Source organism: Streptomyces sp. NPDC019443, assembly GCF_044389785.1.
Taxonomy (GTDB): domain Bacteria; phylum Actinomycetota; class Actinomycetes; order Streptomycetales; family Streptomycetaceae; genus Streptomyces.
In genome coordinates this window covers 404679-423849 of record NZ_JBIRYJ010000003.1, presented here as the reverse complement: position 1 = coordinate 423849, position 19171 = coordinate 404679, and the positions used below count along the sequence as shown (strand labels likewise).

Genomic DNA, 19171 nt, shown 5'->3' with positions numbered 1-19171 from the left:
GATCTATGGATGGGATCCGGCTGAATTCTGCCTGGCCGGAATGAGTGCATGGGTCGTGTCGACTGCGGGAACGGGAGGGGTTCGTGGCTGCTGGCTCGTTCGAGGGGCAGTATGTGTGGCATCCGGCTGCCGATGACCGCCAGTTGGCCCGAGCCTGTATCGATGTGAAGGCGGGTCGGTACTTCAGCGCACACGAAGCACTCAAGGACGCGCGCCAGGATTTCGAGGTGCGAGCCCATCGGTCGCTGGTGCTGGCCTCCGAGGCGGCGGACTCCGACCTGGCCGAGCGCTGGCTGGCCGAGGAGCCGGGCCCCGAGGCGGCCCTGCTCTGGGCCCGGGTGGCGATGCTCCGGGCATTGCGGATGGCCGACGCCCATGACCGGCGGGCAGGCACTCTCGTAGGCATCGCACATGCGGCGTGCGAGCGGGCGGCGCAGTTGCTGCCCGGTGACCCCACTCCGTGGGTGGCCCAATTGGCACTGTCCCGGCTCAAGCGGCCCCGGGACCCCGCGCCGCAGGGGCTGTTGACCGCGCCGCCCGGCCCCTGGCAGCTGTTCGCCCACATCCTCCGGCTCGACCCCTGGCACCGCGAGGCGCACCACCGGTTTCTGGCCTTCTTCTTCACCCGCCACGGCGGGACGGCGAGCGCGCGATGGGATGTCGCCTCGTTCCTGAGCCACCGGGCGCCGGCCACCTCACCGCTGCGGCTGCTGCCGCTTGTCGCTCTCGTCGAGGACTACGACTCCTCCGCTCTGCTTGCCGACCGCACCTGGGAGCAGTCCCAGTGGCTGACAACGGCCATTGGCAGCTACAACAACTGGTTTCCCGAGGTGGCCGGTTATCGCTTCACCCCTGTCCTCGATCTGTCGTATCTGGCGCACGCGCTGTACATGGCGAAGCGCGAATTCGAGGCGCGGGAAGTATTCACGGCAATGGGTCCGTATGCCTCCCGAATGCCCTGGAGTGCTTTCGGCGCCCCCGAGGAGCAGTTGACCAAAGCGAGACGGTCGTGCGGGCTCCCGATCCCCAGCGCCGCCTGATTCTCCACCGATCTCTCCTTTTTCACCCACCGTCCCCACGCCCCATCAGAAAGGTTGCGGTTGTGTCCGAGCGCACATCTCTTACTCGCTCGAAAACCGGTCGCCATGCAGATCCCGTCACCCTCGACGATGACGCGACACTGCATGCCATGGGATACCCGCGGAAACTCACCCGGCGGTTCCGTGCGTTCGACAATTTCGCCATCTCCTTCACTATCATCAACATCATTTCCGGAATCTTCTCGGCATTCGGCTTCGGAATGGGAGCCGGCGGGCCGCTGATCCTCATTTTCGGCTGGATAGGCGTATCGGTCATGGTGCTCTTCGTCGGCGCCGCGATGGGTGAGATCGCCTCCGCCTACCCGACCAGCGGCGCGCTGTACTTCTCCGCGGGCAAGCTCGCCAAGCGGCATCGCGGCGCCTGGTCCTGGTACACGGGCTGGCTGAACTTCGTCGGCCAGGTGGGCGGAACGGCCGCCACCGGCTACGCCGCCGCCACCTTCATCCAGGCTTTCATCGCGATGCAGTGGCCAAGCTACGAGGTGACGGCGCAGCGCACCGTCCTCATCACGGCGGTGATCCTGCTGATCCAGGCGCTGGCCAACACGTACACCGTGCAGTTGGTCGCCCTGGTGAACCGGATCTCCGTGTGGTGGCTGCTGATCGGCATGGTGGTGATCGTCGTCGCCCTGACCGTGGTGCCCGACCATCACCAGCCGGTATCGTTCATGACCCACTTCGTGAACAACACCGGGTTCAGCAACGGCATTTACGCCGCGATGCTGGGCCTGCTCGTCACCAGCTGGACCTTCACCGGCTTCGACGGCAGCTTCCACATGTCCGAGGAAACAGTGAAGGCGACCGTCAACACGCCGAAGGGCATCATGCGGGCCATCGGGTACTCCGCGGGTGCCGGTCTGATCCTCATGCTCGCTCTGGTGTACGCGATCCGGGATTACGCCGCCACGGCGAGCTCGGCGGCGCCGCCGGTGCAGATTCTCATCGAGGCGCTTGGCATGGGCACCGCGAAGCTGCTCCTACTGGTCGTGATCGGCGCCATGCTGTTCTGCGGCCTCGCCAACATGACGAGCAATACCCGTCAGATCTTCGCCTTCTCCCGCGACGGGGCGATGCCCGGCTCCCGTTGGTGGCATTCGGTGTCCCTGCGCACTCGTACGCCCGTCAAGGCGGTATGGCTCGCGGCGGCATGTCCACTGGTGCTGATCATTCCGGCCTGGTGGTCCCACACCGCCTTCACCGCCATTGTGAGCGTCAATGTCGTAGGGCTCTACCTCGCCTACGGTGTGCCTATTTTTCTGCGCCTGCGGCTGAACGACTTCGAGCCCGGTCCATGGAACCTGGGGCGTTACGGCAAGCTGGTCGCGGGTGTCGCGGTGACCTGGATCGTGATCAGTAGTGTGCTGTTCATGCTGCCCCAGGTCTCTCCGATCACCTCCGCCACGTTCAACTACGCGCCGATCGCACTGGGAGTGGTACTGCTCATCGCCACGGTGTGGTGGTTCGCCACCGCCCGCCGCCGCTTCCAGGGGCCGGTCAGCTACGGCAGCCCCGACGAAGTCGCCGCCATGGACCTGATCTGACCGGCGCGACAACCACCATCAGGCCGCTTGGCGCGGCCGCTCCCGCCACCATCTGAAGGGACCGACAGAAGGTATGAACCCCCTCGGCGAAGCCCCCCAGTCACACTCCACCAGCGAGCGCACTGCCGGGAGTCCTCCCGGCGGCGCGGGCGGACTCACCGTCACCGGCGCCTCGTTGGAGGAATGGCACCAAGTGGCTGAGTGGGCCGCCGAGGAGGGATGGAATCCAGGCCGCGGCGATGTGGCCTGCTTCCACCCCGCCGACCCCGCGGGCTTCTTCATCGGCCGCCTGGGCGCCCGGCCGATCTCGGCCGTCTCGATCGTCACGTACTCCGAGCAGTACGCGTTCCTCGGCTATTACCTGGTCCATCCCGACCACCGCGGGCAGGGCTTCGGCCTGGCGACCTGGCGCGCGGCCTTCCCACATGCCGGAACCCGCACCATCGGCCTGGACGCGGTGCCCGCGCAGCAAGCCACCTACGGTCGCGCCGGCTTCAAGTCCGCCAACGACACGATTCGTTACGGAGGGCGCCCGGAGCGGTCCGGCACTCCGGCGGCGGGGGTCGTGCCCGTGGCCCCGGAGCACATCGACGCGATCGCGGCGTACGACCGGGAGTGCTTCCCCGCCGAGCGGCCCGCTTTCGTCAGCCGCTGGCTCACCGCTGCCGGCCACATCGCGTACGCCCGCCTGCGGGAGGGACGCGTCACCGGCTATGGCGTGATCCGCCCGGCACTCGACGGGCACCGCGTCGGGCCCCTGTTCGCCGACACCCCCGAGGACGCCGAAGCCCTCTTCGACGCCCTCACCGCCCACGTCGGCCCGGAGGACGAGGTCTCCATCGACATCCCCGAACCTCAGCACGCCGCAGGGGCCTTGGCCACGGCCCGTGGTCTCGAAGCGCGCTCGCACACCGTGCGCATGTACGCGGGCCCGGTCCCCGAGGTCCGGGCCGAGCGCACCTTCGGGGTCACCACACTCGAACTGGGCTGAGACACCCGGCCGCGGCCCGTCTCCAGTACTCCGGTGGGCGGGAGGCTACGAGGCCGAGTCCGGAGAGGCGTCGGGGGCCACGGGCGGGCTCGGCGCGCTGGAGGCCTCGGGCTCCGAGGCGGGTGAATCGGCCGGTGGCGGCATCGGCGCGGAGTCCGACGGCGGCGGTGACTCGGGTGAGGCCTTCTTCGAGGACGGGGTCCCGGAAGTCGGCGGCTCGGACGACGGGGATTTCGACGACGGGTGCTTCGAGGACGGGTGCTTCGACGACGGGTGCTTCGACGACGGGTGCTTCGAGGACGGGTGCTTTGACGACGGGTGCTTCGAGGACGGGTGCTTTGACGACGGGTGCTTCGAGGACGGGTGCTTCGAGGACGGGTGCTTTGACGACGGGTGCTTCGACGACGGTGACTTGGACGGAGAGGAGGTGTGCGGGGAGGGGGAGTAGGACGGCCTGGGCCGGGGCGGCGGCGGGACCTTCTTGTCGTAGCGGCCGTGATGGTCACCGTGCTCCCGCGCGAACCAGTCCTCGTGGTCCGGGTCGTAGACGACGAAGACATTGATCACCGTGACGGAGCGCTGCACGTGCACAACCTTCGTCGGCTGGAATCCGGACCACGTGGGGCCCGTCAGCCGGACGTTGCCCTCCACCTTGACCGGCGGTTGCAGCGGATTGCCGCATGCGCAGCGCACTCGAGGGACGCCGTGGTCGTCGACGAGGACGGCCGTACCGGCCTGCAGCACCGACTGATACTTGGTGGGGGCGCCGTTCTTGTAGCTGTGGTTGGTGACCCGGGTGTCATAGCTCAGCCGAAGGGGGGTCAGCGACCGCAGATACCCGGGCACCTGGGAGGGGCTACGGCCCACGACTGAGGCGAACGCCCTGTTCTTGGCCGGGTCCTCGGAGAGATATCTGATCTGTTTCTCGACGTCGCAGCTGGCTGTCTGCTGCGTCCCGCCGTACACGCCGGCATCCGAACCGCGCAGGTTCGTCGCCGGCGGGGCGGGCGGTTCCTTGGAGGGGGCCTCCTCAGCCGTCGACGGGGGCGTGAACGGAGCCTCGCCCGACGAGTTGACGGGGTCCCTGACGATCTCCGCGGCAACGGCCTCGCCGCCGCCTCCCCCGGGGCGGGTGAGGACGATGGTCAGAACCACGGCGGCGACGATCGCGACGGCGATCGTCGCGATTCTGGGGACGGACCGCCACCAGGGGTGGTCGGGGCCCTCGCCGGAGCCCTTCGCCGGTCCGCCCCCGCCGGGCCCGCCCGGGCCGCCCGCTCCTCCGCCGCTCGGCGGCCCCGGCGGGGCGCCGGGCGGCGGCGTGGCATGCGTAGGACGATCCTGCGACGGGCCCGAGAGCGGGCCTGACGGAGGTCCTGTGGGGCGTTCGGACGGCGGCGGTTGGGCACTCACGGGCTCTTCTTCCCAGCGTAGGAACGATTCAGCGCAGGAACTCGGGCACAGGAATGTCAGTGAATGCGAATAAAAGAGAAAAGGGTCCGCAGTTCACGAATGCTGACCCTATTGTGTGCCTCGTACCCGTACGGCCCGCAAGCCGACGCGGTCGGCCCTCCCAGCGGGCGGAGTGCCGGACCCCTGCTTAGCGTGGCAAGAGTGGGCCAGCAGCAGACCAGCGACCGGGGACGCGCGACGCGCGTCTCCCACGGCTGGGGCGAGGCCCTCGTCGCGGTGCTCGCCGGGCTGGTCGCCATGGTCGTCACGGCCGCCCTCGGCCTATGGGCGGCGGGCGCGGCCGATCTGCCCGGGGGCGCGTTCCCGCGCGTCGTCGCGGCCGTCGTGGTCATCGCGGTCGGCGGCTCCGTGGAACTCTCCGGAGACGCCGGACTGATCGCCGGCACCAACGCGGACCTCAACGTGCTGCCGCTCTCCGTCACCCTCGCCGGAGCCCTGGTCATCGCCACCGGCTTTCTCCGTCCACTACGGCACCGAGCCGTCGCCGGAAGCCGCGAACTCGTCGGCTGGGCCTCCCGGTTGGCCGTGCTGTGGGTGCCGGCTCTCATCGGCCTCTCGGTCCTGGCCCGCCACAGCTTCGACATCCCGCTCGGGCAGGGGACGATCGCGGACATCGGGGATCTGCTGGACGCCTCCCCCAAGATCGGGTTCCGCGCCGACATCCCAGTCACCCTCGTCTTCGGCCTGTTGTGGCTGGCGGGCCTGCTGTTCCTCGCGCTGCTCGTATCGCGCAAGGCTCCGCTCCCCGCGCGCTTCGTTCGCTTCCAGGAGTCGGTGCGCCCGGCCGCGTTCGCCATGGTCGTGCTGCTTCTCGCCTACGTCGTCGTGGGCGTGGTCATCGCACTCGTCGTCGCGGTGAGCCGCGGCAATGCCGCGGAGACCTTCGCCGTGATCCTGCTCGGGCTGCCGAACCTCGCATGGCTCGGGCTGACGCTCGGTCTGGGCGCCTCCTGGGAGGGAAGGGTGGACGGTCCGTTCGGGCTGCCCATGCCGCAGGTCCTGGACTCGGTGCTGCGTACTCCCGAGGAATCCACCCTCAATGTCAGCTCGCTGTCCGACTACGACGGCCGGGCCTGGTGGCTGCTCTTCGTCATCGCAGCGGTGCTGCTGCTGGGCGCCGCGTTCGTCATGGCGGTCCGCTCACCTGCCCGGATGGGGTCCTGGCAGCACGCCGTACACATGGCGGTGGCGCTCACGCTCACGGTCCTGGCCATCTGCCTCGCCGCCCGCATCTCCGCGCACGTCGGCCTGTCCCTGCTGGGCATCGGCGACCTCGGCGGCGACCTGGCGGGAGAGGTGACGCTTCGGCCGCACCTCTGGCCGGCGCTCGGCCTGGCGGTGGTGTGGGGGCTGGTCACCGGCTTCCTCGGCAGCCTGCTCGCGTCCCGCGTGCGTCGCCGGGGAGAGGTGTGAACCGCGGATCACTCATCCGGGCCGAGGCCGGGGAACGCCGGCCGCGCCCAGCGGGGCGGCAGCGGTGCCCCTGCCGACTTGGCTACACGCATGTCCACCTGCGTCGGCGGATGACCGCCCGCCTCGCGCCCGGCGCACGCGACACGCAGCGCGGCGACGAACTCCAGACAGCTGTCGTACCGGTCGTCGGGCGACTTGGCGAGTGCTTTCGCCAGTACGTCGTCGACTGAGGCCGGGAGATCGGGGCGCTGCTCGGTCAGGGGCGGCGGCGGATCGTACTGGTGCGCCCACAACAGGGCCATGTCGTCGTCGCGTTGGAAGGGCGGAGTCCCGGCCATGCTCTCGAACACGACGCAGCCGAGGCTGTAGACATCGCACCGGCCGTCCACCGGGCGGCCCGAAATCTGCTCCGGGGCGACGTAGTCGACGGTGCCGACGAACTGGCCGGCCGTGGTGAACCCGGTCAACGACAGCGACTTCTTCGTCAGGCCGAAGTCCGTGAGGTATACGTGCTCCGGGTGTTCGCTGTCGGTGCCGGCCGCGATGAGGATGTTGCCGGGTTTGACGTCCCGGTGCACCAGGTCGTGGTCGTGGGCGGCGTCGAGCGCGGACGCGACCTGCGAGGCGATCCGGCCCGCGACGCGTACCGAGAGGGGGCCCTCGCGGTCGAGCAGGGCGCGGAGGTCCTGACCCGCGACGTAGCGCATCGCGATGTAGAGGATGCCGTCGGTCTCGCCCGCCTCGAACACCGGCACGATGTGGGGGTGGTCAATGGCGGCGGCGACCCGGGACTCGTGGGTGAACCGCTTGCGGAAGGTGTCGCTGCGGGCGAGCTCGGGAGCGAGCAGCTTGTGGGCGACGGTGCGTTCGAGGCGGAGGTCCTTGGTGCGGTAGACGACGGCCATGCCGCCGCGGCCGATCTCGCTCTCGACGAGGTACCCCGCGATCTGCTTCCCGAGCAGTTCGGACGGCCGCCCGGCGGCCAGGCTGGTATCGCGCGGGACGCGGACCATCAGACGTCACTGCCGGGCCGGTCCGCACCGGCCCCCCGGTCCGCACCGGCCCCCCGGTCCGGGTCGACGACCCTCGTCGCCCCCGCGCCCGCCGTTCCGCCAGGCTCCGGCGAGTCCGCCGCCGGCCCGTCCGTGCCGGGTACTTCTTCCGCGGCGGCCACCCCCGTCGGTTTCGGCGGCCCGCCCCCGGTCGGGCCCGGCGGCGCCGCGTATGTGCTCAGGTGCGTCCCGTCGCAGTACACCCACCGCTCGTGCTCCGCGTCGTACAGCCACACCGACTCGCCGTCCACGACCATCCCCACCCGCAGCCCCTGCGTGCTCCGGTGGAACGCCTCGCCGTCCGTCCGCCCGGCCGCCAGGTCCTCCGCCGCGCGGCGGTACTGGTCCAGCGACTCCTCGGCGCGGGCCAGCAGCGGGCGCGGGTCCGCCGTGCGGGACAGTGGCTGTCCGGCCGCCGGGGGCTCCTGCGGTACGGAGATCAGCAGGCGGCTGTCGACCCACGCCGACCAGCCGTTCGCGCAGACGATCCGGCCCCAGTCCCCGCGCCGGTCGACCAGCTGGACCGGAAGCAGCGGGTCGAGCGGTTCGGTCGGCCGGGACACGTCCGGTGCCTCCCAGGCGGGCAGTCCGTCCTGGGGGACGACATGTGTCGGGTGGAAGTCATCGATCGTCATCGGCGGTCCCGTCCCTACTTCCGCATGATGGCGGGTTCATGGCGGCGCAGGAGCTTCGCGACTGCGTACCCGAAGACGACGGAGAGGACCACGAGCATCCCCATGTTGAGCAGCCACACGCCCACCGAGTGCTCGAAGAGCGGGTCAGCCGTCAACTTGCCCGGCACGATCCTGGACAGTCCGATCGTCCCAGCCATGGCTCCCAGCGCCCACCGGGACGGGATCAGCCACGCCAGCTGCTCGACGCCGGGAACGCCGTCCAGCTTCAGCAGCGCCCCGCAGAACACGACCTGGATGATGGCGAGGAGCACCAGCAGCGGCATGGTGACCTCCTCCTTGCGCACCAGCGCGGACACCAGCAGGCCGAGCACCATCCCCGTGAACGACAGCACCGCCACAGCCAGGGTGATCTCCACCAGCGGCGGCATCAGCACGCCTTCACCGTCCGGGGCGTTCAGGTCGACGCCGACGAGCCCGACGAGGGTAAGCACGACCGCCTGCAGCACCGTGATCGTGCCGAGCACCACGACCTTGGACATCAGATACGCGGACCGGGACAGCCCGACAGCCCGCTCCCGCCGGTAGATCACCCGCTCCTTGACCAGCTCGCGCACGGCGTTGGCGGCGCCTGTCAGGACGCCGCCCACACACAGGATGAGCAGGGCGTTCATCGCCGTCTCCTGGGTGAGCCGGCTGCCGGCCAGGGCGCGGGCCATCGCGCCCATCACGAACGGCAGTGCGATCATGATGGCCAGGAAGGTCCGGTCGGCGCTCAGCGCGGCCGCATACCTCCGGACCAGCGTCCGCAGTTGCGCCCCCCAGCTCTGCGCCTTCGGCGGCGGCGCGACGAAACCGTCCGCCTCGGCCTGCGGCAGGCGCGGCTGTGCGGTGGAGTTCGCGATGTACTGCCGGTGGAAGGGGGACTCGCGGTACGTCCCCGCCCAGTCGCGGTCCCGGTCGTTCTCGAAGGCCTCGAACGCCTCCGGCCACTGCTCGAAGCCGAAGAAGGCGAGGGCGTCGTCCGGCGGCCCGTAGTACGCGATCCTGCCGCCCGGCGCGAGCACCAGCAGCCGGTCGCACACATCGAGGCTGAGCACGCTGTGCGTGACGACGATGACCGTACGGCCGTCGTCGGCGAGGCCGCGGAGCATATGCATGACTGAGCGGTCCATGCCGGGGTCGAGCCCGGAGGTCGGCTCGTCGAGGAAGAGGAGCGACGGTTTCGTCAGCAGTTCCAGGGCCACGCTGACCCGCTTGCGCTGGCCGCCCGACAGGCTGTGGATGGGCTGGGTGGCCCGCTGCTCGAGGCCGAGTTCACGCACCACTTCGGCCACCCGGTCCTGACGTTCGGTCTTCGCGGTGTCCTGTGGAAAGCGCAGCTCAGCCGCGTATCCAAGGGCCCGGCGCACAGTCAGCTGCGAGTGCAGGATGTCGTCCTGCGGTACGAGGCCGATGCGCTGCCGGAGCTCCGCGTAGTCGTGGTAGAGGTCGCGGCCGTCGTAGAGGACGGTGCCATGGTCGGCGGGGTGCAGCCCGGTCAGCGCGTTGAGGAGCGTGGACTTGCCGGCGCCGCTGGGCCCCACCACGGCGAGCAGGCACTTCTCGCCGACGGGGAACGAGACATGGTCGAGCAGGGTCTTACGGCCGCGGTCCACCGCGACAGCCAGGTCCTGGACGTCGAGCGCGACGTCGCCGGTGTCGACGTACTCCTGGAGCTGGTCGCCGACGAGACAGAACGCCGAGTGGCCGATACCGACGATGTCGCCGGGGGAGACGAGGGCCTGGGCGACCGGTCGGCCGTTGAGGAAGGTGCCGTTGTGAGAGCCGAGGTCGACGATCTCGTAGGTGCCGTCCGGGAGCGCCCGCAGCTCCGCGTGCCGCCGCGAAATGACGAGATCGTCGATGACCAGGTCGTTGTCGGGTCCGCGCCCGATGCGTACGGTACGGGCCGACAGCGGACGTACGGTGGTCGGCTGTCGGAAGGTGCCGGTCGCCGACGGCATGGAGACGGCGGACGGACCGGCAGGCGCCCGCGTGGCGGGCGGCGGGTTCCGGTCGACGAGAACGGCACGCGGGCCGTCGTCCGGATTGCCGAACCGGATGACGGTGCCGGGGACGATCCCCCATTCGTGGATCCGCATGCCGTCGGCGTACGTGCCGTTCGTGCTGCCCTCGTCCTCGATCGTCCAGTGGTCGGCCTCGGGCCGCAGCACCGCGTGGTGCCAGGACACCCGGGCGTCGTCGATGACGATGTCGCTCAAGGGGTCGCGCCCGACGTGATAGTCCCGGCTCGGGCTCATCACCGTGGAGCCCGCATCGGTTTCGAGGACGAGCTCGGGCGCAGTCGGCGCGACAGGCCGCTCTCCCATGGTCGGATTCTAGCGATTTGACCGTTTCTGTGCCCGACCTGCGCCCGCTGGGCCCCGCCCGCTCACGCCGGGCGGGGACCAGGGCGGGACTGGTACAGCTGGGTGTGGTAGCGGCCTTCCGTCTCAAGCCCGGTGGGGTCGTAACCCGCGAGAAGGGTCTGTTCGACCGCGCTGCGCTGTTCCGCCGGACCGGTGAACAGCCGCTGCGGATAAGTCCGCGAGTAGTCCGTCCGGGTGACCAGGCCATAGTGGGCAAGGCTGGTGATCACCGATTGGTACGGGACCGTGCGCAGCACGAACGCGGTCACCCAGACCGGAACCTGGGCACACTCCAGAAGGGCTTCGAAAGTACGGTGGGTGATGTAGCCGATGCCTCCGGTGACCGTGATCAGTCCGGCGCCCGCGACGGCACGTCGCAGCTGCGGTCCTGGCGAGTGGCGCTCCAGGTTCTCGGCGTAGGCGTCGTCGAGCAGCCCGACTGCCAGGGCGTAGCTGACGGCCCGGTCGGCGGCGTCGAGACCGATGACCGGGGTCGCGTCGGCGCGGCGCCGTGAGGCGTAGAACTCCTTGTCGACGTCGATGAGTTCCGCGGTCGTGAGGGCTTCCGTCTCGGGGCTGGTGTAGTGCGCGTACAACTCGGCGAGCGTGAGGTGGTGGTTGAGCAGCGCTGCGTTGATCCCGTACGAGCAGCACAGGTCGAGAACGGTGACGGGGCCGTCCGCGCCCCCGTGGGCGGCGGCCCGGTCGGCGCGGGTGCGGCGGAAGACGTCCTGCGCGTGGTGCGGGATCTCGTACTCCAGCGGGGCGAGCCGGCGGAAGTAGACGCGGGGGTCGGGCTCGTTGTAGATGTCGTCGAACCGGCTTTTGCCTGGTGTGGTGGCACTGGTCAGACCTCGGGTCATGGTGCGTACCTCCGCTGGCCGGGGACAGGTCTACGCCTGTCTAGCTCTAGCGGAGCGGTGCCGCGGGCCGGTAGGGCGCGGGTGTGGAACCGGCCACGTGTGGTCCGTGCCGGGGCGACCGGGGACAGGCCTCTCGTGAGCGACCTGCCGCGCGTGGTGAACACTCCGCCGTGCGAAATCGTAATACACGGCAGGCTGCCGAGCCCGCCAAGGAGGTCTGCCGCGGATGACTGCCCATCGCATTGCCGCCACCGCTGCCGTTGCCGTCGCCCTCACGGTCGCGGCCGCCGGGACCGCGCAGGCCCACGGCGCGCCGACAGACCCCGTCAGCCGGGTCTTCGCCTGCGGTCCCGAGGGGGTGCAGCGCGAGTCCGCGGTCTGCCGGGCCGCCGTCGCCGCGAACGGGGGAGTGGCGTTCGACGAGTGGGACAACCTGCGGGTGGCCAATGTCCGGGGCAGAGACCGGGAGTTCATCCCGGACGGACAGCTGTGCAGCGCGGGCCTCGATGCGTACAAGGGCCTGGACATCGCCCGCGAGGACTGGCCGGCGACGACCCTGACGGCCGGCGCCCGGTTCACTCTCACCTATCTGTCGACCATTCCGCACAAGGGAACGTTCCACCTGTATCTCACCAAGGCGGGCCACGATCCGACCGTGCCGCTGCGGTGGGACGACCTGACCTCGCAACCCATCGCGACGGCCACCGATCCCCGGCTCGTGGACGGTGCGTACCGGATCTCCGGGCAGCTCCCGGCGGGACTGACAGGCCGCCATGTGCTCTATACGGTCTGGCGGAACTCGGATACCCCGGACACCTACTACTCCTGCTCCGACCTGGTGCTGACAGGCGACTCGGCAGAGCCACCGCAGCCGGGCGGCGAGCCCGCCGAGCGGCAGGCCGCGGCATCCGCTGAGCGCGATGAGGACAAGCAGGCCGTCCTGGTTGGCGGGATGGCCGCGCTGCTCGGGCTGCTCGCGGTGGCCGCATCCGCGATGGTCCGGCGCCGCGCCCGGCGACAGTAGGCCCGCTGTCGCACAGTGCGACCGCCTGGGGCTGGGGCGACGTCGGGAATGCCGCCGGGCACGGGGCGGGACGACGGCGGGAATGCCGCCGGGGTCCGTGCGGTTATATCACCAGGCGCTGACGTGAACGCGACATTCACCCCCACCCCCGGTGGGCTTGTGAGGCGCCGGGAGGAACGCATGGCACGCAGCAATACCCGTCCCGTCATCACCCTGCGGTCGTCCGCCGGGACCGGCCAGACGTACGTGACGCGCAAGAGCCGCCTGAACAACCCCGACCGGCTGCTGCTGCGCAAGTTCGACCCCGTTCTCGGCGAGCACGTCCTGTTCCGCGAGGAACGCTGACCTGTCACCGGACACCAGCGCCCCTGCATCGAGGAAGGAATCCCGCATGAAGCCTCGTATCCACCCCGTCTCGCGCCCGGTCGTCTTCCGTGACCGTGCCGCTGACGTCGCCTTCCTGATCCACTCGACCGCGCAGTCCGCGCAGCGCGTGGAGTGGGAGGACGGCAACACCTACCCGGTGATCGACGTGGAGATCTCCTCGGCGAGCCATCCCTTCTACACCGGAACCTCCCGGGTGCTGGACACGGCCGGCCGTGTGGAGCGCTTCGAGCGCCGCTACGGCACCGCCGCATCGGCCCGGAACTGACCCGGTCGACCAGCCGGGCGCGGCCGCCCACGATGGGCGGCCGCGCCGTCGTGTTCCTGGCCGGATGCCGCATGTCACGGTCCGCGGGAGACAGGGCGGGCTGATTGGCTGGCCCAGCGACAGCCAGCCACGACGGCGAGAGGCGATTCGAGTGACCTCATCCACCGCAGCCACCGAACAGAGCGAAAGGGCGGACCGTCCCACGGTGGCGCTGCTCGGCACCGGCATCATGGGCGCCGCGATGGCACGCAACCTGCTCCGCAGCGGCCTGGCCGTCCGCGCCTGGAACCGTACGCGGGCCAAAGCGGAACGGCTCGTGGCCGACGGGGCGTACTGTGCCGGATCGCCGGCCGATGCGGTCACCGGCGCGGACGTGGTGCTGACCATGCTCTACGACGGATCGCGGGTGCTCGCAATCATGCGGGAGGCGAGCGAGGCTCTCGCCCCCGGAGCGGTGTGGGCGCAGTCGACCACCGTCGGGGACGCCGCCACGGCCGAACTGGCCGACTTCGCGCGGCAGCACGGCCTCACCTTTGTCGACGCACCCGTTCTCGGTACGAAGGAGCCCGCGGAAGCCGGGCAGTTGCTGGTGCTGGCCGCGGGTCCGAAGAGTGCCCGCGCCATTCTTACGCCGGTCTTCGACGCCGTGGGCCGGCGCACCACATGGGTTGACGACGACGGCTCCACCGGGGCCGCCAGCAGGCTCAAGCTTGTTCTCAACAGCTGGGTCGGCGCTCTGACGCATGCCACGGGTGAGGCGATCGCGCTGGCGCGGGGCCTCGGCGTCGATCCGCAGGCCTTCCTCGACAGCGTGTCCGGCGGACCGCTGGACAGCGGGTATCTGCGGACCAAGTCCGCGGTAATCCTCAGTGGCGACTACACGCCGAGCTTTTCGGTCAAGAACGCGCTCAAGGACACACGGCTGATCGTCGACGCGGGGGAGCGGTCCGGACTACGGCTGGATGTCGCGCGGGCGGGAGTAGCGCGCTTCGAGCGGCTGGAGCGCCAGGGACTGGGCGAACGCGACATGGCGGCCACGTATTTGGCGTCCTTCGACGAAGGCCGAGAGCCTTCCCCGGACGGCCGGGACGGCCGGGACAGGGGGTCGCCGGATCAGTAGCCCCGTCGAGTCACCGGCGCGCAGTTGACGGGCAGTTGACGCGCCCCTCCCGTCTCCCGACTCACACAGTCCAAGGCGCGCCCTTCTGTCGCACTGGCCCCCTCTCGTAGCGTCGTCACGTCTTCAGCGGACGTGCTGCGCCACTGTGTATCCGGTCGGCCCGGTGAGTCCGTTCCGAGACTCACCCACTACTTCGACGATCTCGAAACCCGCGGCCGATGCGTAACCTTCCAGTTCCCGGGGAAACAGCACGCGCCGCCGGATCTCGTCCTGGGCCTCTTTGCCTGAGGCGAGAACCCAATGCCGGTGCATGGTGTTGATCTGTGTCCGCAGGTCCCATCCATAACTGATGGTCACCCGCGCCGGCCCGTCTGGAGTGTCGACGACGGCGCTCGTCGGCTCGGGGCGAATGACGGGCGACACAGGGGAGCAGAGCACCAAGAGTCCGCCGGGCCGTGCATGGGCGGCAAAGGTGGCGAACACTCTGGTGATGTCGTCGGTGTCGTGCACATAGGCCAGCGAGTTGCCGAGACAGGTCACGGTGTCCATGCGTCGCCGGAGCCGGACGGTTCGCATGTCGCCAATGCGGATGTCAAGTCCAGGCCGCGCTCGGTGTGCGTAGTCGACCATGCCGGCCTGGAGGTCCACGCCGACGCACTCGAAGCGCTTGGCCAGGATCTCGAGATCTCGCCCAGTGCCGCAGCCGAAGTCCATAAGCGTTTTCGCATCCGGCCTGTGGCGTTCGATCAGGGCTTGGCACATCTCGGCGCTGCCGCTGTCCGACTGGATCGCGTCGTACAGCGCGGGGTCCCGATAGAAGAGGTTCGTTGCTTCCATGCGCTCGGTTCCACGTCGGGGCTGGTCACATGAGGCTCCGCAGTCCGATTTCCAGGGCGAGCACGTCGCACAAGAGATCGGGCACCGTAGGCGCGTGCTCGGCGTCCTCTCGGGCCTGGGCAAGCGCTTTGGAGTCAACGTAGCCGAGATCCACCAGTAGTGATTCCCGAATCATGCTGTTCAGGACGGGCAGCCCGTACGAGCGCAGTCCGGCCTCCATGACTCCCAGGAAGTTCTCCGGTTCGGCCGGCGCGACGACCGACTCGGCGAGTCCGGCACGCCGTAGGCGCTCACGGAACAGGGCCTTACCGCGCTTGAACTCGTGTGGAAGCTGTTCCATGAACCGCACGATGCGGGGTGGACGAGCGGGCTCACCGGCCAGACACCGCGGCGGAGAAACCCGGGGTTGTGGAGCCCAAACGCGATCAGCGTGGGGACCGGAAGTACCGGAATCGGCGCAAGGTGCTCGTTGACATCCGCGAGTGCTCGCGTGGCCTCCCTGCCGAGCCATGGGACCGGGACTGTCGTCGGGAGTGCGGCGCTCGTCCTCGAATGGTGGGCGTTAATCTCGTCTCCGCCGCTGCCCGTGAACATCACCTCACAGCCTCGCGCGGCTGCCTGGTTGCGCACCACGTCGAACGCCTCTTGGTAGAACGCCCCGGCGGGGTCGTGAGGCTCCCCAAGGGCCCGCACTCCGCCCGGTACGAATGGGGGGCGCTGCATGGCTGGAGTGGCTGTGTCACGGAAGCCGCAGCGGCCCACCATTGCCCGTCGGCGGTCCTGCTGCTGTGCCCCGCTGCTTCCGTCCATCAGCAACCCGAAACTGTGGACCTTGTTGTAGCAGCCCGCGCTCACCGACAAGGCGACGTTGCCCGAGTCGGCCCCTCCCGACAGTTCAATACCTACGGTTCCCGTCGCCGTGGGGGCTTCGCGGACCGCCTCGGACAGCAACGCGTCGAATGCTTCCAGCGGGTCCACGTCGGGCCGCAGAGCGCGGGGCGTCAGTACATGCTCGGCGGGCTCGGGGTAGCGCGTGGTGAGTCCCGAAGACGTGAATACGGCGGTCGCGCGTTCGGTGAGCCGGTACACCCCCTCGAACAGCGTGTCCGCGGTGTAACGGTGTTGTCTGGTCAGGGTCCGAGCCACCACGCGTGAAACGAGTCGATCGGTCCGTAGGTGGGGCTGGAGCTCGGCAAGGTCCCATGACGCATGTAACACGTCACCAACGGCTAAGACGTAGAGGGGCGCCGTGCCGAGGACGCCCGCTGACAGGCGAGCTTCTCCCGGTTTCATGGTGAGTGCCGTGAAGTCCGCCTCCCCCTGCTTGCCCTCCCTCACAGTGATACTGACGTACGGCGCGCGATCGTCATCGAACTCTGTAGCGAGGGCTGACACCTTCGCGGGTTTCACCCAGCTAGCGCCACTGACCCAACCGGCCTCCTCGAAGTGCCAGTTTGGAGCCAGGAGATCTGGCAGGTGCAGTCGCAGGGAAAGCACGTGGTGATCACCTTTCAAATGTGGTGCGGCGGAGCGAGGCCCGGTCAGCCCCACCCCGCCGCATGTCAGCTATGAATCACTTGCTGCAGTGGTCGCCGTTGTTGTCGCCGCCTCCGGGCATCTTGTCCAGCAGCGCAGCGTCCATGGTGGGGACGCCAGTGATCAGGTCACCGGTGAACAGCTCGTCCACATTCATTGCGTTCTCCTTCTAGGGTTGAACGGACTCCGCGGCGGATGCTGCGGAGCTGGACCCGTCCGGCTGCCAACCGCCTCATATGGGACAGCCGGACGGGTTGCCCACCGCGTCGTAGCGGCGGGCCCTCCCTGGCCGCAGGGGGAGCCTGCTTCATGCGACCGGGAGGAGCTCAGTGGGGCGGAGCGGCAAGGGCCACACCCACCACGAAGCCGACCGACCCAGAGATGGTGATGATCAGGAGCGGTCCAGCGAAGCGACCAATGGAGGCGGCTAATCGCCTCACGGCCGGCCGTTCTGGCTACGCTCGTTGACCGCCCGGAGCTTCGCGCTCAGTTCGGTGGCTGAGCCCTTGTGCGGTTCTTCGATTCGGTGCTGAGAATCCCGACGCGGCGGGCGCCCCTCAGATCCCGGCGACCGATCCGTTCCCTCATGCGCTTCGAGTCTCAGCACGCCATCCGTGCCGTGCTCCTCAGTCATCTGGGCCAGCAGGGCCCGCGCTTCGCTTCTCATGCCTCAGTCCCTCAGACGACGACTTCGGCGAGGACCTCGCCGATCTCCCCTGCCTCTACGCAACCGCGTGAACACGCACAGCGGTACCGTTGCAGCGGCGTCGGGACTTGAAAGCCTTGAAAGTTTGTAAGAGGACGGGGAGTTGAAGGTCATGGCGAAACGCGATCCGAACGCAGCACTCGGCCGCTTGCTTGCTGAGAGCCGTTGGACGCATCGCCAGTTCGCGCGGGCCGTGAACCGCGTCGGTACCGAGACCGGCACGCCGCTGCGCTACGACGAGTCGGCGGTGAGTCACTGGCTCAGCGGCACGATTCCCCGCAGTGCCGTACGGGCGTGCATTCTCGAAGCCCTCTCGCGCCGCCTCGGACGCCCGGTGACCCATGCTGAGGCGGACTTACCTGTTCCCCGCGATCACACTCCCGTGCCCACAGATACCGTGGAAGGGCTGATCGACCTGGGGAGGCAAGACATGGACCCGTCCCGCCGCAGTGTCCTGGGGGCCGGCCTGTTCTCCGTGGCGCTTTCGATCCCCGGTTGGCCTGACGTCATCGGCCGTGCGGAGGCGGTGCAGTCCGGCCGCGTTGCCCGCATCGGCATGAACGAGGTCGACATGGTCATCGCCATGACTGAACGCGTTTCAGAACTCGACGACCAGTTCGGCGGTCGTCATGCGCGCCCCATGGCGGCGTCGTTCATGGTGAACACCGTGGCCTCATACCTGCGCGCCGATGCGCCGGAAGAGGTACGTCAAGCAATGTTGTCCGCGGCTTCCGACCTGCTGTATCTGACGGGCTATATGGCCGTGGACGAAGGACTCCACGGCCTTGCCCAGCGCTACTACGTCGAGGCCCTGGAGCTGGCGGGAGCGGCAGAGGATCACCTGACGTACTGCACCACCCTGCGCGGCATGAGCGTCCAGGCGGTCGACCTGCGCCATGGGGCCAAGGCAATGGAGCTGGCCGACGTCGCTGCCGCGGCCTCACCGAAGGCCGGTCCCCGGATGCGGGCCTTTCTCTCCGGGCAGCAAGCGCACGCAGCTGCGCAGACCGGTGACCGCACGGGTGCCTTGCGGTACATCCGCGAGGCGGAGGCTGCGATGGACCGCGCCGAGTCGCGCGGCAAGGCGTTCGGATCGTATGACCCGTCTTCGCTCAACTACCACATCAGTCAGGTTCGTTACGAACTCGGCGACGTTGCCGGCGCTATCGAAGCCATGCAGGAGTCGGACAAGGTGCGCTTCAGCGTCTACCGCCGTGCACGGGTACGACACCGAGCGACTCTGGCTGAGCGGCAACTGGAGATCGGCCACCTCGAAGCGGCCTGCGCCACCTGGCACCAAGCTCTTGACGACTACCCTATGGTTCAGTCCGGCCGGGCCGACGAGCGGGTGAAGACCATGTTCAGTCACCTGCGCCCACACCTCAAGAACGCGGCTGCCAGGGACCTATACGACCGCGCACGGACGATCGCACGGCCGGAACTGGTCAGCTGACCCCCCGCCTCTGAAGACGTGCGCCCGACCTCGCGGGTGGCTGGAGTCTTAATGCCCGACTCAAGCGGCTCCGCTGGCCCTGGGTCTGTTAGAGGTCTTCGCTGGCAGCCTCAAGCTGATCCATCACCTGGTTGTGGAACTCGCGCTCGGCCTGGCGGCAGGGGGCGGCGAAGAACACGCAGGACGCGCTGAGGGGTGACGGCGGGCCCGACGATGCCGCTTTCCCGGTAGCTGTCTGATCCGCTCGCCGGGGCGGCTGCAATCAACCACCGCTGTCAGGAGAAAAGCAGAGGCCCTGTCGATCTCTCGACAGGGCCTCTGGCCTGTTGTGCACTCGGCAGGATTCGAACCTGCAACTCGCAACCAA

Annotated in this window: 16 protein-coding genes and 1 pseudogene; 9 read left to right on the top strand and 8 right to left on the bottom strand. The window is 69.0% G+C overall.

Features of this window, described 5'->3' with window-relative positions:
* The first annotated feature begins 83 nt into the window (after nt 1–83).
* The 3 genes from ACH492_RS12305 to ACH492_RS12295 all read left to right on the top strand — a co-directional run bounded on the left by ACH492_RS12305 (nt 84) and on the right by ACH492_RS12295 (nt 3632).
* Nucleotides 84–1040, top strand: a complete 957-nt coding sequence (locus tag ACH492_RS12305) for a hypothetical protein (protein ID WP_398985479.1) — start codon at nt 84–86, stop codon at nt 1038–1040.
* A gap of 149 nt (nt 1041–1189) precedes the next feature.
* Nucleotides 1190–2641, top strand: a complete 1452-nt coding sequence (locus ACH492_RS12300; RefSeq protein WP_398985477.1) for an amino acid permease — start codon at nt 1190–1192, stop codon at nt 2639–2641.
* Between the two features lie 73 nt (nt 2642–2714).
* Nucleotides 2715–3632, top strand: coding sequence for a GNAT family N-acetyltransferase (locus ACH492_RS12295; protein WP_398985475.1), 918 nt, complete (start codon nt 2715–2717; stop codon nt 3630–3632).
* Nucleotides 3633–3677: 45 nt separating this feature from the next.
* On the opposite strand, the gene ACH492_RS12290 is transcribed toward ACH492_RS12295, so the two are convergent.
* A complete protein-coding gene (locus tag ACH492_RS12290; protein ID WP_398985473.1) occupies nt 3678–5045 on the bottom strand; it encodes a DUF6777 domain-containing protein in 1368 nt (455 codons plus the stop codon).
* 201 nt (nt 5046–5246) lie between these two features.
* Between ACH492_RS12290 and ACH492_RS12285 the strand changes: the two genes are divergently transcribed.
* Nucleotides 5247–6518, top strand: a complete 1272-nt coding sequence (locus ACH492_RS12285) for a streptophobe family protein (RefSeq protein WP_398985471.1) — start codon at nt 5247–5249, stop codon at nt 6516–6518.
* Between the two features lie 8 nt (nt 6519–6526).
* On the opposite strand, the gene ACH492_RS12280 is transcribed toward ACH492_RS12285, so the two are convergent.
* The 4 genes from ACH492_RS12280 to ACH492_RS12265 form a co-directional block, all read right to left on the bottom strand.
* On the bottom strand, nt 6527–7531 hold the full coding sequence (locus ACH492_RS12280; RefSeq protein WP_398985469.1) for a serine/threonine-protein kinase: 1005 nt from the start codon (nt 7529–7531) through the stop codon (nt 6527–6529).
* On the bottom strand, nt 7531–8205 hold the full coding sequence (locus ACH492_RS12275) for a hypothetical protein (protein WP_398985467.1): 675 nt from the start codon (nt 8203–8205) through the stop codon (nt 7531–7533). Before ACH492_RS12275 ends, ACH492_RS12280 begins: the two co-directional genes overlap by 1 nt.
* 14 nt (nt 8206–8219) lie before the next feature.
* Nucleotides 8220–10574: an FHA domain-containing protein gene (locus ACH492_RS12270; RefSeq protein ID WP_398985465.1), complete on the bottom strand. Its 2355-nt coding sequence runs from the start codon at nt 10572–10574 to the stop codon at nt 8220–8222.
* 62 nt (nt 10575–10636) lie between these two features.
* Nucleotides 10637–11476 (bottom strand): hypothetical protein, encoded by an 840-nt coding sequence (locus ACH492_RS12265; RefSeq protein ID WP_398985463.1) that lies wholly within the window; start codon nt 11474–11476, stop codon nt 10637–10639.
* 226 nt (nt 11477–11702) lie between these two features.
* Here ACH492_RS12265 and ACH492_RS12260 point away from each other — a divergent pair, with 226 nt between their 5' ends.
* From ACH492_RS12260 to ACH492_RS12245, 4 genes are all read left to right on the top strand, one after another.
* Nucleotides 11703–12500 (top strand): lytic polysaccharide monooxygenase, encoded by a 798-nt coding sequence (locus ACH492_RS12260; protein WP_398985461.1) that lies wholly within the window; start codon nt 11703–11705, stop codon nt 12498–12500.
* A gap of 180 nt (nt 12501–12680) precedes the next feature.
* Entirely contained in the window at nt 12681–12845 is a 165-nt protein-coding gene (gene rpmG, locus ACH492_RS12255) for a 50S ribosomal protein L33 (RefSeq protein ID WP_307665137.1), read from the top strand.
* Nucleotides 12846–12891: 46 nt separating this feature from the next.
* Nucleotides 12892–13152, top strand: coding sequence for a type B 50S ribosomal protein L31 (locus ACH492_RS12250; protein ID WP_398985458.1), 261 nt, complete (start codon nt 12892–12894; stop codon nt 13150–13152).
* 151 nt (nt 13153–13303) lie between these two features.
* A complete protein-coding gene (locus tag ACH492_RS12245; protein ID WP_398985456.1) occupies nt 13304–14272 on the top strand; it encodes an NAD(P)-dependent oxidoreductase in 969 nt (322 codons plus the stop codon).
* A gap of 123 nt (nt 14273–14395) precedes the next feature.
* Here the strand turns inward: ACH492_RS12245 and ACH492_RS12240 are convergent, their stop codons facing one another.
* The 3 genes and pseudogenes from ACH492_RS12240 to ACH492_RS12230 all read right to left on the bottom strand — a co-directional run.
* Complete coding sequence (locus ACH492_RS12240) at nt 14396–15109, bottom strand: class I SAM-dependent methyltransferase (protein ID WP_398985454.1); 714 nt, start codon at nt 15107–15109, stop codon at nt 14396–14398.
* A 25-nt stretch (nt 15110–15134) separates the two neighbouring features.
* The gene (locus ACH492_RS12235; protein ID WP_398986237.1) at nt 15135–15449 is read right to left on the bottom strand and encodes a hypothetical protein; all 315 of its coding nucleotides are present in this window, start codon (nt 15447–15449) and stop codon (nt 15135–15137) included.
* Between the two features lie 221 nt (nt 15450–15670).
* Nucleotides 15671–16402 (bottom strand): annotated as a pseudogene (locus ACH492_RS12230) (asparagine synthase-related protein); the annotation flags it as partial.
* 1061 nt (nt 16403–17463) lie between these two features.
* Between ACH492_RS12230 and ACH492_RS12225 the strand changes: the two are divergent.
* The gene (locus tag ACH492_RS12225; protein ID WP_398985452.1) at nt 17464–18804 is read left to right on the top strand and encodes a tetratricopeptide repeat protein; all 1341 of its coding nucleotides are present in this window, start codon (nt 17464–17466) and stop codon (nt 18802–18804) included.
* Nucleotides 18805–19171: the final 367 nt, after the last annotated feature.

Bases quoted from the DNA above. Each gene is read 5' to 3' on its own strand.
- ACH492_RS12300 (WP_398985477.1), top strand. From the start codon at position 1,190: ATGGGATACCCGCGGAAACTCACCCGGCGGTTCCGTGCGTTCGACAAT.
- ACH492_RS12295 (WP_398985475.1), top strand. From the start codon at position 2,715: ATGAACCCCCTCGGCGAAGCCCCCCAGTCACACTCCACCAGCGAGCGC.
- ACH492_RS12280 (WP_398985469.1), bottom strand. From the start codon at position 7,531: ATGGTCCGCGTCCCGCGCGATACCAGCCTGGCCGCCGGGCGGCCGTCC.
- ACH492_RS12275 (WP_398985467.1), bottom strand. From the start codon at position 8,205: ATGACGATCGATGACTTCCACCCGACACATGTCGTCCCCCAGGACGGA.
- ACH492_RS12270 (WP_398985465.1), bottom strand. From the start codon at position 10,574: ATGGGAGAGCGGCCTGTCGCGCCGACTGCGCCCGAGCTCGTCCTCGAA.
- ACH492_RS12265 (WP_398985463.1), bottom strand. From the start codon at position 11,476: ATGACCCGAGGTCTGACCAGTGCCACCACACCAGGCAAAAGCCGGTTC.
- ACH492_RS12260 (WP_398985461.1), top strand. From the start codon at position 11,703: ATGACTGCCCATCGCATTGCCGCCACCGCTGCCGTTGCCGTCGCCCTC.
- rpmG (WP_307665137.1), top strand. From the start codon at position 12,681: ATGGCACGCAGCAATACCCGTCCCGTCATCACCCTGCGGTCGTCCGCC.
- ACH492_RS12250 (WP_398985458.1), top strand. From the start codon at position 12,892: ATGAAGCCTCGTATCCACCCCGTCTCGCGCCCGGTCGTCTTCCGTGAC.
- ACH492_RS12240 (WP_398985454.1), bottom strand. From the start codon at position 15,109: ATGGAAGCAACGAACCTCTTCTATCGGGACCCCGCGCTGTACGACGCG.
- ACH492_RS12235 (WP_398986237.1), bottom strand. From the start codon at position 15,449: ATGGAACAGCTTCCACACGAGTTCAAGCGCGGTAAGGCCCTGTTCCGT.
- ACH492_RS12225 (WP_398985452.1), top strand. From the start codon at position 17,464: ATGGCGAAACGCGATCCGAACGCAGCACTCGGCCGCTTGCTTGCTGAG.